Raw genomic sequence first — 10102 nt, 5'->3', positions numbered from 1 at the left:
ATCTACGTACCAATCGTAAATGATGTGAAGAAACCAACTAAACAAACAGTTAAGTTTGAAGGAGCAGGCGATAAGACTCCAGCCGACAAGGTCCAAGACGACTTCACATTCACTGGTAAAGTAAACAAAGCTTCTGGAACTACAACATGGACTGAGAAGAGCCATACTTACGGTAAGGTATCTGTACCAGTAATTCCAGGTTACTACGCTGATAAGACAGAAGCCGGTGGTAAGACAGTTACTCCAGAAAATCCTGAAGTAGTAGAGATTGTTACCTATAAACCACTTGGAAGCTTGGTTCCAAAATCTGATGATCCTAAATTCCCATCAACACCAGATGTGAAATATCCAAATGATCCAACAGATCCAACAAAACCAGGTAAACCAGTTGTTCCAGACGTACCAGGCTACAAACCATACTTGCCAGATCCAAAAGATCCAAGCAAACCAGGTAAACCAGTAGAACCAGGTAAGGAACTTCCAAACCTTCCAACAAACCCAGGTGATGACACACCAATCATCTACGTTCCAATTGTACCAGTAACTCCAGAGAAACCAGTAACTCCAGAGAAACCAGTGACTCCAGAGAAACCAGTAACTCCAGAGAAACCAGTAACTCCAGAGAAACCAGTAACTCCAGAGAAACCAGTAGCTCCAGAGAAACCAGTAGCTCCAGAGAAACCAACCTCTGCTAAAGAAAATACTCCTCAGTTGCCAAATACTGGTACTGAAGATCATACTAGCTTAGCAGCACTTGGACTTCTTGGAGTAATGAGTGGATTTGGACTTGTAGTTCGTAAGAAAAAAGAAGATTAAAATAAAAATTTAATCCTATTGAAATTACTTCGGACTAGATGATAGAGTCTATAGCATTAAGAGGACAAACATTTTAAGAATGTTTGTCTTCTTTTTAGTTATCAAATTTGGTATTCAATATTACCTTACAATACTTTATAGAGATAATTTTGTATGTGTAATACTCAAAATGAATCAAACTTAATTTTTTATGTGGAACACTTTATGCAATTGAAAATATACTCTCAAAGAATATTCAAAATTAAAATAATAATACTTGGAAATACTAGCTAAAAACTAACTCTAGAATGTCAAAAATTTACTAAATTTTCCTGAGTAGACTAAGATAGAAAATTATAAAAAATGTGTTTTAGCCAGATTTATCTGCATTAGTCTAGCTTTTATCAATGGAAAATGTTATAATAGACTGTATTTAAAAAAATTTTAAGGAGAAATGACAGAATGTCTGTATCATTTGAAAACAAAGAAACAAACCGTGGTGTCTTGACTTTCACTATCTCTCAAGACCAAATCAAACCAGAATTGGATCGTGTATTTAACTCAGTAAAGAAATCTCTTAACGTTCCTGGTTTCCGTAAAGGTCATCTTCCACGTCCTATCTTCGACAAAAAATTTGGTGAAGAGTCACTTTACCAAGACGTTATGAACGCTCTTTTGCCAAACGCTTATGAAGCGGCTGTAAAAGAAGCTGGTCTTGAAGTCGTTGCACAACCAAAAATTGACGTAACTTCTATGGAAAAAGGTCAAGACTGGGTTATCACTGCTGAAGTTGTTACAAAACCTGAAGTTAAATTGGGTGACTACAAAAACCTTGAAGTATCAGTTGATGTAGAAAAAGAAGTAACTGATGCTGATGTTGAAGAGCGTATTGAACGTGAACGCAACAACTTGGCTGAATTGGTTATCAAAGAAGCTGCTGCTGAAAACGGCGACACTGTTGTTATCGACTTTGTTGGTTCTATCGACGGTGTTGAATTTGACGGCGGAAAAGGTGAAAACTTCTCACTTGGACTTGGTTCAGGTCAATTCATCCCTGGTTTCGAAGACCAATTGGTAGGTCACTCAGCTGGTGAAACTGTTGATGTTATCGTAACATTCCCAGAAGACTACCAAGCAGAAGACCTTGCTGGTAAAGAAGCTAAATTCGTAACAACTATCCACGAAGTAAAAGCTAAAGAAGTTCCAGCTCTTGACGATGAACTTGCAAAAGACATCGATGAAGAAGTTGAAACTCTTGCTGAATTGAAAGAAAAATACCGCAACGAATTGGCTGCTGCTAAAGAAGAAGCATACAAGGATGCAGTTGAAGGTGCAGCAATCGATAAAGCAGTTGAAAACGCTGAAATCGTAGAACTTCCAGAAGAAATGATCCACGAAGAGGTTCACCGTTCAGTAAATGAATTCCTTGGAAACTTGCAACGTCAAGGTATCAACCCTGACATGTACTTCCAAATCACTGGAACTACTCAAGAAGACCTTCACAAACAATACGAAGCAGAAGCTGAGTCACGTACGAAGACTAACCTTGTTATCGAAGCAGTTGCTAAAGCTGAAGGATTTGACGCTTCAGAAGAAGAAATCCAAAAAGAAATCGAGCAATTGGCAGCAGACTACAACATGGAAGTTGCTCAAGTACAAAGCTTGCTTTCAGCTGATATGTTGAAACACGATATCACAATCAAAAAAGCTGTTGAATTGATTACAAGCACTGCAACAGTAAAATAATCTTTACAAGATAAAAGCCCACCGGATTCGGTGGGTTTTCTTATACTTTATTTTCCGAAAATCTCCTTCAGGTCTTCTTGGCTAATCCCAATCATGGCTGGGATACTAGACCAGTTGTCTTCGGTTAGAATATATGATTGTTCAGTGTCTGTTGAGATGGCAGTATCGGTAGCAAGTTGGTTTGTTTCCTCGGCATTCTGCATTAGGTCAGCGAAACGTTCAATTAGATAGGTCTTACGAGCTGTTCCGATGTGTTGAGTTGCATAGTCAAAGGCCTGTAATTCACCTAGTAAAATGAGCTTACTTTTTGCACGAGTGATAGCAGTGTAGATGAGATTGCGCTCTAACATGCGCTTGCTTGCACTGGTAATAGGTAAAATAACGACTGGGAATTCACTTCCTTGCGACTTATGGATACTCATGGCATAGGCTAGGCGAATCTTGTACCATTCATTTCGAGGATAGGAGACTTCATTGCCGTCAAAATCGATGACAATTTCATCTTGCTTGGATTCAGTGTATTTTCCTGGAATCAAGTCTGTGATATAGCCTAAGTCTCCGTTGAAGACATTGACCTCTGCATCGTTGACTAGGTGAATGACCTTATCTCCTGTTCGATAGTGACACTGAGGAGCTTCAAAGCTAAGCTGGTCTTTTTGTGGAGGATTGAGTAGGTCTTGCATGAGCTGGTTGATGGCATCAATACCAGCAGTTCCACGGTACATAGGGGCAAGAACCTGAATATCACGAGCAGGGATGCCACTTCTGATAGCAGCACCTAGGATTTTTTCAATGCTAGCAGAGATATGGTTACTAGCGATTTCAAAGTAGGAGCGATCTGCTTTTTTCTGGGTAAAATCTGCAGGCAATATTCCCTGACGAATCTGACTTGCAAGAGTGACGATGGTTGATTCTTCGCTCTGACGGTAGATTCGTTCCAAACGTGTTTGAGGGATGGTTGGTATCTGGAGTAAATCTGCTAGGACTTGACCAGGACTGACAGAAGGCAGCTGGTCACTATCACCAACGATAAGGATTTTACTGTTAGAGGAGATATTGGAGAAGAGCTGGTTAGCTAGCCAAGTATCTACCATGGAAAACTCGTCAACAATGATAAAGTCAGCATCCAGATAATCTTCCAGATGGCTGGTATCGTCGTCTCCAGTCATACCTAGGTGGCGGTGAATGGTTGCACTAGGCAAGCCTGTCAACTCATTCATGCGCCGGGCTGCGCGACCAGTAGGAGCGGCTAGGAGAATGGGCAGATTGCTCTTTTTCTTGAGATCCAGTCCTTCTAAGAGAGCATAGACAGCGATAATGCCGTTGATAACAGTAGTCTTACCTGTACCAGGTCCACCTGTAAGGATAAAGACCTTGTTCTGGATAGCATCACAGATAGCCTGTTTTTGAATGCTATCATACTCAATTCCCAGTTCTTCCTCAACAGCTGTGATATGGTCTTGAATAGTCTCTAGATCCTGTTTTTTACTCTGACCTTTTTCGAGGATTCTGATGAGATGGCTGCGAATCCCTTCTTCTGCAAAAAAGAGGCTATTATCAAAGATTTTGGTATCAATCTGCTGGACCTTATCTTCTTCAATCAGATAAGCAAGTTCTTGGGCAACTTGACTCGGATCTAGTTCGACTGGACGGGAGGATTCCAGAAGGTTGAGGGTTTGCTCCAACAAGTCTCTAGCTTCCATATAGGTATCTCCCGTCTCCATGCAACCTTGAAAGAGGCTATGGACGAGACCAGCACGGAAGCGCTCGGGAGCCTGGCTCTCAATCCCCAATTCTTGGGCCAATTGGTCAGCGATGGTAAATCCCAAGCCCTTGATATCCTCGACCAGTTGATAGGGATAATTCTCGACAATATCTAGCGTTTCTTCCTTGTAAAAGTCTTGAATCTGAAAGGCTAGTTTATTTGGGATGCCGTAATTAGCCAGTTTGGCTAAGACCATCTCTGTTCCGTAATTAAGACGAAGAGTTGAGACAAAGGCCTCACGGTTTTTAGCAGAGAGTCCAGAGATAGACTGGAGCTTGTCTGGATTTTCTAGGATTTTGTCAATAGTGTTTTCACCGTAGATATCCACAATTTTCTGGGCTGTTTTGAGTCCAATTCCCTTAAAATGACTGCTGGAAAAATACTTGACCAAGCCCTTACTAGTCGGCTTGGCTCTCTCATAGCGAGTCATTTGTAGCTGTTCCCCATACTTAGAGTGTTGGACAATTTGTCCCCAAAAGGTGTATTCCTCTCCTTCAATGATATCAGCCATGGTACCTGTGACAATGATTTCATAATCATCAAAGTCTTCAGCATTGGTATCCTCAATATCTAGGAGCAAAATGCGGAAAAAATTGCTGACATTTTCAAAAATAATGCGTTCAATGGTGCCTGAAAAATAAACTTCCATAAAATTCCTTACAATAGTGTCTGAGAAAATTTATCCCAGATTTAATCAAAATAGAATGAGAAGAGGCTGAGATAGAAAATTCTCGGCCTCTTCCTAGTTTTTAAAATGTTCCGATACGCTTGAGTGGCCAGAAGCGGAATTTGGCTTCACCAGTGATATCTTTTGCCTTGAAGGTACCAACATGTCGACTGTCGCTAGATACCAGACGGTCATCACCCAGTAGGAGGTATTCTCCTTCTGGAACAGTGAAGGTGAAGCTAGTGTTGTAATTAACATCTAGGGTAAAGGCCTGAGCCTTTTGGGCAATGTTTCTAAAGTATTCTCCCTTTTTACCATCCCAACCAGTTCCAGTATAAGTGCTTTGGAGCTTATCTTCCTTGAAACGCTTAAGGTATTCTGCTAGATAAGGCTCATCAGTTTCTTGACCATTGATATAGAGCTTGTCGCTCTCGTAACGAATGGTATCTCCTGGCATACCGATGACCCGCTTAACGATGTCCTTGTTCCCGTCGTCTTCATGAGCAACTACAATATCAAAGCGATTGATTGGGAGATGTTTAACTACAAAGAGGATTTCTCCATCAGCTAGGGTTGGATCCATAGAATGCCCTTCTACCCGGACATTGCTCCAGAGAAAGAGACGGCTAAGGGCAACAAGAGTGATGATGAGGATAAAACTCCCCCACTCTTTTAAAAACGATTTAAAATATTTCATAATTTACCTTTCTAGCATTTGTTTTGCTTTTTCAGTATTTTTAAAGTGTAGTTTGGCGCAGAAATTGAGTCCCTGCATACCATAAGCACGAAGAATTTGGCTAGCTACCTTGTCAGAAGCTGTTCCAGCCCCGCTTGGAAGTTGATAACCAAGTTCTCTACCCAGATTTTCGAGATTTTCTAGAAAGAGATCACGCGCAATGATAGAACTTACTGCGACAGCCAAGTACTTACCTTCGGCTTTTTCCTCTAGACTGACTGGATTAGAAAAATGATTGGCTTCATTTTTTAAGTACTTCTCATAGTTTTGAGCACTAGTAAAAGCATCAATAACAATCTTTTCTGGCTGGACTCCCTTTTGGAGGAGGAGAAAAATCGCTTGATTGTGCAGGGCTACCTTGACAGAAACGGCGTTGTAGCGCTCCCCAATGACTTCGTTATACTTACTTGGAGAAAGCAGTAGAGCTTGGTGCTGGATTCTCTCCTTAAGCAGGGGGGCAAGCTGACGAATCTTTTGGTCTGTCAGAGTCTTAGAATCCCCTACACCTAGTTTTCGTAGGAAGTCATGTTGGTCAGGAGTCACAAAGGATGCTACTACAGCTAGACCACCGAAGTAGGAACCATTTCCCACCTCATCTGTTCCAATCAAGGGGAAATTTTGTCCGCTAGTTCCTTGACTGACTTGATAACCAAAAAAACTGGCATAGTTTTCAGCCATTTCTCCCTGAAGCAAGACTTTTCCAGAAGTGTAGATGGAAACACTTGCCTGCGGAAGCTTCAAAAAGTAGCGAATATAAGGATTTTTACTAGGAGTCAGTGCCTGTTCATATTGCTGAACAAAGACTTGGATTTCCTTTTCACTCGGGGTTAATGTAATACTTGCCATAGTTCTTATTGTACCATAAAAGCCGCAGAATTGGTAAAAACTGACAAACTTAGTGAAATTTGGTATAATATCGTGAGGTGAATTTTTATGGCAAATTTAAATCGATACAAGTTTACATTCGGCAAAAAAACATTGACCCTAACAACTGAGCATGACAACCTCTTTATGGAGGAAGTTGCCAAGGTTGCAACAGAAAAATATGAAGCAATCAAAGAACAAATGCCTGGAGCGGATGATGAGACAATCGCTATTTTATTAGCAGTCAATAGCTTGTCAACCCAACTCAGCCGTGAGATTGAATTTGATGATAAGGAGCAAGAATTAGACGCCCTTCGTCATCAAGTGGTAGCGACTAAACAAGAGCAGAGCAAGATTGAGGACTCACTATGATTTCCATCTTTCTTTTATTGGTTCTGGCTTGGAGTTTTTATATCGGCTATCGCAGAGGCTTGGTCCTACAAGTCTATTATCTCCTAGCTACAATCGTCTCAGCTTATTTTGCGGGGAATTTTTATCAGTCATTGGGAGAAAAATTTCATTTGTTGATTCCGTATGCCAATCCCCAGGAAGGGCAGGGTACCTTTTTCTTCCCATCTGACCAGCTCTTCCAATTGGACAAGGTCTTTTACGCAGGTATTGGCTATCTCTTAGCCTTTACCGTATTTTACTGCATCGGTCGTTTGATTGGACTCTTTTTTAACCTAGTACCAACCAAAAAGTTAGGTGGCAAATATTTTCGCATCGGTGCGGGAGTCTTATCAGTTGGAGTGACCTTATTTGTCCTCCAGATGATACTGACTATTCTTGCGACTGTTCCTTTACAAATTGTTCAAAATTCACTTGAAAACAGCTTTGTAGCTAAACATATTATCCAGAGTGTTCCCATCACTACTCATATGATTAAACAACTCTGGGTAACCAAAATAATCGGATAAAAAGGGCGGGAACTATTCCTAGCCTTTTGTTTACAATTTCATACTCTTCGGAAATCTCTTCAAACCACGTCAGCTTTGCCTTGGATTATATATGTGACTGACTTCGTCAGTCTTATCTACAACCTCAAAGCAGTGCTTTGAGGAACCTACGGCTAGCTTCCTAGTTTGCTCTCTGATTTTCATTGAGTATCAATAGTTTAGGAGCCTTTTTGAAAAGAGTGAGAATTTTAAAAATTCGTTCGCTCATTACGAAGGAAAAGAAAATGAATAAAAAAATACTAGAAACATTAGAATTTAATAAGGTCAAGGCTTTATTTGAGCCTCATCTTTTGACCGAGCAAGGATTAGAGCAGTTGAAAGAACTTGCTCCGACTGATAAAGGAGACAAGATTAAGCAAGCTTTTGCAGAGATGAAGGAAATGCAAGAACTCTTTGTCGAGCATCCTCATTTCAGCATTTCTGCAACAAAAGATATTGCAGCGACCTCCAAACGTTTGGAAATGGGTGCTGATCTCAACATCGAGGAATTTCTCCTTCTCAAACGTGTCATCTTTGCCAGTCGTGAATTGCAGAATTTTTATGACAATCTTGAAAATGTACGTTTAGAACACCTAGCTAACTGGTTTGAGAAACTTCATGATTTTCCACATTTACAGGGAAATCTACAAGCTATCAACGAAGCTGGATTTATTGAGAACTTTGCTAGTGAGGATTTGGCACGAATCCGTCGAAAAATCCATGACAGTGAGAGCCAAGTCCGTGATGTCTTGCAAAATCTTCTAAAACAAAAGGCCCAGATGTTGACTGAAGGTATCATCGCAAGTAGAAATGGTCGCCAAGTTCTTCCAGTCAAAAATACTTATCGTAACAAGATTGCTGGTGTAGTACATGATATCTCTGCCAGTGGGAACACTGTCTATATCGAACCGCGTGAAGTAGTCAAGCTGAGTGAGGAGATTGCAAGTCTACGTGCAGATGAACGCTATGAGATGATACGTATCCTCCAAGAACTCTCTGAGCGAGTAAGACCGCACGCGGCAGAAATCGCAAATGATGCCTGGATTATTGGACATTTAGACTTGATTCGGGCTAAGGTTCGCTTTATCCAAGAGACGGAGGCAGTAGTACCTCAAGTATCTGAGGGACAGGAGATTCAACTCCTTCACGTTCGTCATCCCTTGGTGAAGAATGCCATCGCAAATGATGTGCACTTCGGCAAAGAATTAACAGCTATCGTCATCACTGGTCCCAATACTGGTGGTAAGACTATCATGCTGAAGACCTTAGGTTTGACGCAATTGATGGCCCAGTCTGGACTGCCAATTCTAGCCGATAAGGGCAGTCGTGTAGGGATTTTCGAGGAGATTTTCGCAGATATCGGGGACGAACAGTCCATCGAACAAAGTCTCTCAACCTTCTCTAGTCACATGACCAATATCGTTGATATTCTGGGTAAGGTCAATCAGAACTCCCTCTTGCTACTTGATGAGCTTGGAGCAGGAACAGATCCCCAAGAAGGTGCTGCCCTTGCCATGTCTATCCTAGAAGACTTGCGCCTGCGTCAGGTCAAAACTATGGCAACCACTCATTATCCTGAACTCAAGGCCTACGGGATTGAAACAGCTTATGTTCAGAATGCCAGCATGGAATTTGATACAGCTAGCCTGCGCCCGACCTATCGCTTTATGCAAGGCGTACCTGGTCGAAGCAACGCCTTTGAGATTGCTAAACGTCTAGGATTGTCAGATGTCATCGTAGGCGATGCCAGCAAGCAGATTAATCAAGACAATGATGTCAATCGTATCATTGAGCAATTAGAAGAGCAGACACTTGAAAGCCGGAAACGTCTTGAGAATATCCGCCAAGTCGAGCAAGAAAATCTCAAGATGAATCGCGCCCTTAAAAAACTCTACAATGAACTCAATCGTGAGAAGGAAACAGAACTCAATAAGGCACGTGAGCAAGCTACTGAGATTGTTGACTTGGCTCTAGCTGAGAGCGATGATATTCTTAAAAATCTCCATAGCAAATCACAACTAAAACCACATGAGATAATTGAAGCCAAGGCTAAGCTCAAAAAATTAACCCCTGAAAAAGTAGATCTTTCTAAAAACAAGGTCCTACAAAAGGCTAAGAAAAAACGAGCTCCAAAGGTTGGGGATGATATTATCGTTTTAAGCTATGGTCAACGTGGTACCTTGACCAATCAACTCAAGGATGGCCGTTGGGAAGCACAGGTTGGCTTGATTAAGATGACACTTGAAGAGAAAGAATTTGACTTGGTTCAAGCCCAGAAAGAAGCGCCAGTCAAGAAGAAACAAGTCAACGTCGTCAAACGTGCAGCAGGCAAAGGTCCACAGGCTCGACTAGATCTTCGTGGCAAACGCTACGAGGAAGCTATGGAAGCCTTGGATGCCTTTATTGACCAAGCCCTGCTCAACAATATGGCCCAAGTCGACATCATCCATGGTATCGGTACAGGTGTCATCCGTGAAGGGGTGACTAAGTATCTGCAAAGAAACAAACAAGTCAAGAGCTTTGGCTATGCACCACAAAATGCAGGTGGATCTGGCGCAACCATTGTAACCTTTAAGGGATAAAGCGAAACGAAT

8 protein-coding genes are annotated in these 10102 nt (G+C 41.5%); 5 read left to right on the top strand and 3 right to left on the bottom strand.

Annotated elements, in window-relative coordinates; genetic code table 11:
• Both O3611_RS08420 and tig read left to right on the top strand, forming a co-directional pair.
• A partial coding sequence (locus O3611_RS08420) for an LPXTG cell wall anchor domain-containing protein (RefSeq protein ID WP_371608355.1) occupies window positions 1-816 on the top strand: 816 nt, incomplete at its 5' end.
• A 441-nt stretch (window positions 817-1257) separates the two neighbouring features.
• Window positions 1258-2541, top strand: coding sequence for a trigger factor (tig, locus tag O3611_RS08415; RefSeq protein WP_371559188.1), 1284 nt, complete (start codon window positions 1258-1260; stop codon window positions 2539-2541).
• Window positions 2542-2588: 47 nt separating this feature from the next.
• Here tig and O3611_RS08410 read toward each other — a convergent pair whose 3' ends face one another.
• The 3 genes from O3611_RS08410 to rnhC all read right to left on the bottom strand — a co-directional run bounded on the left by O3611_RS08410 (window position 2589) and on the right by rnhC (window position 6555).
• Entirely contained in the window at window positions 2589-4955 is a 2367-nt protein-coding gene (locus tag O3611_RS08410) for an ATP-dependent RecD-like DNA helicase (RefSeq protein ID WP_371559190.1), read from the bottom strand.
• A gap of 100 nt (window positions 4956-5055) precedes the next feature.
• On the bottom strand, window positions 5056-5670 hold the full coding sequence (gene lepB / locus O3611_RS08405; protein WP_371559192.1) for a signal peptidase I: 615 nt from the start codon (window positions 5668-5670) through the stop codon (window positions 5056-5058).
• Between the two features lie 3 nt (window positions 5671-5673).
• On the bottom strand, window positions 5674-6555 hold the full coding sequence (rnhC, locus tag O3611_RS08400; protein ID WP_371559194.1) for a ribonuclease HIII: 882 nt from the start codon (window positions 6553-6555) through the stop codon (window positions 5674-5676).
• Between the two features lie 87 nt (window positions 6556-6642).
• Between rnhC and zapA the strand changes: the two genes are divergently transcribed.
• From zapA to O3611_RS08385, 3 genes are all read left to right on the top strand, one after another.
• Window positions 6643-6945 carry a cell division protein ZapA gene (gene zapA / locus O3611_RS08395; protein WP_371559196.1) on the top strand — a complete coding sequence of 101 codons (303 nt, stop codon included), beginning with the start codon at window positions 6643-6645 and terminating at the stop codon, window positions 6943-6945.
• On the top strand, window positions 6942-7490 hold the full coding sequence (locus O3611_RS08390; protein ID WP_371608354.1) for a CvpA family protein: 549 nt from the start codon (window positions 6942-6944) through the stop codon (window positions 7488-7490). The genes zapA and O3611_RS08390 overlap by 4 nt, the downstream gene beginning before the upstream one ends.
• A 263-nt stretch (window positions 7491-7753) precedes the next feature.
• Complete coding sequence (locus O3611_RS08385) at window positions 7754-10090, top strand: endonuclease MutS2 (protein WP_371608353.1); 2337 nt, start codon at window positions 7754-7756, stop codon at window positions 10088-10090.
• Window positions 10091-10102: the final 12 nt, after the last annotated feature.

Source organism: Streptococcus sp. 27098_8_91 (assembly GCF_041432385.1).
GTDB lineage: Bacteria > Bacillota > Bacilli > Lactobacillales > Streptococcaceae > Streptococcus.
This window is presented reverse-complemented; position numbering and strand designations above follow the sequence as displayed.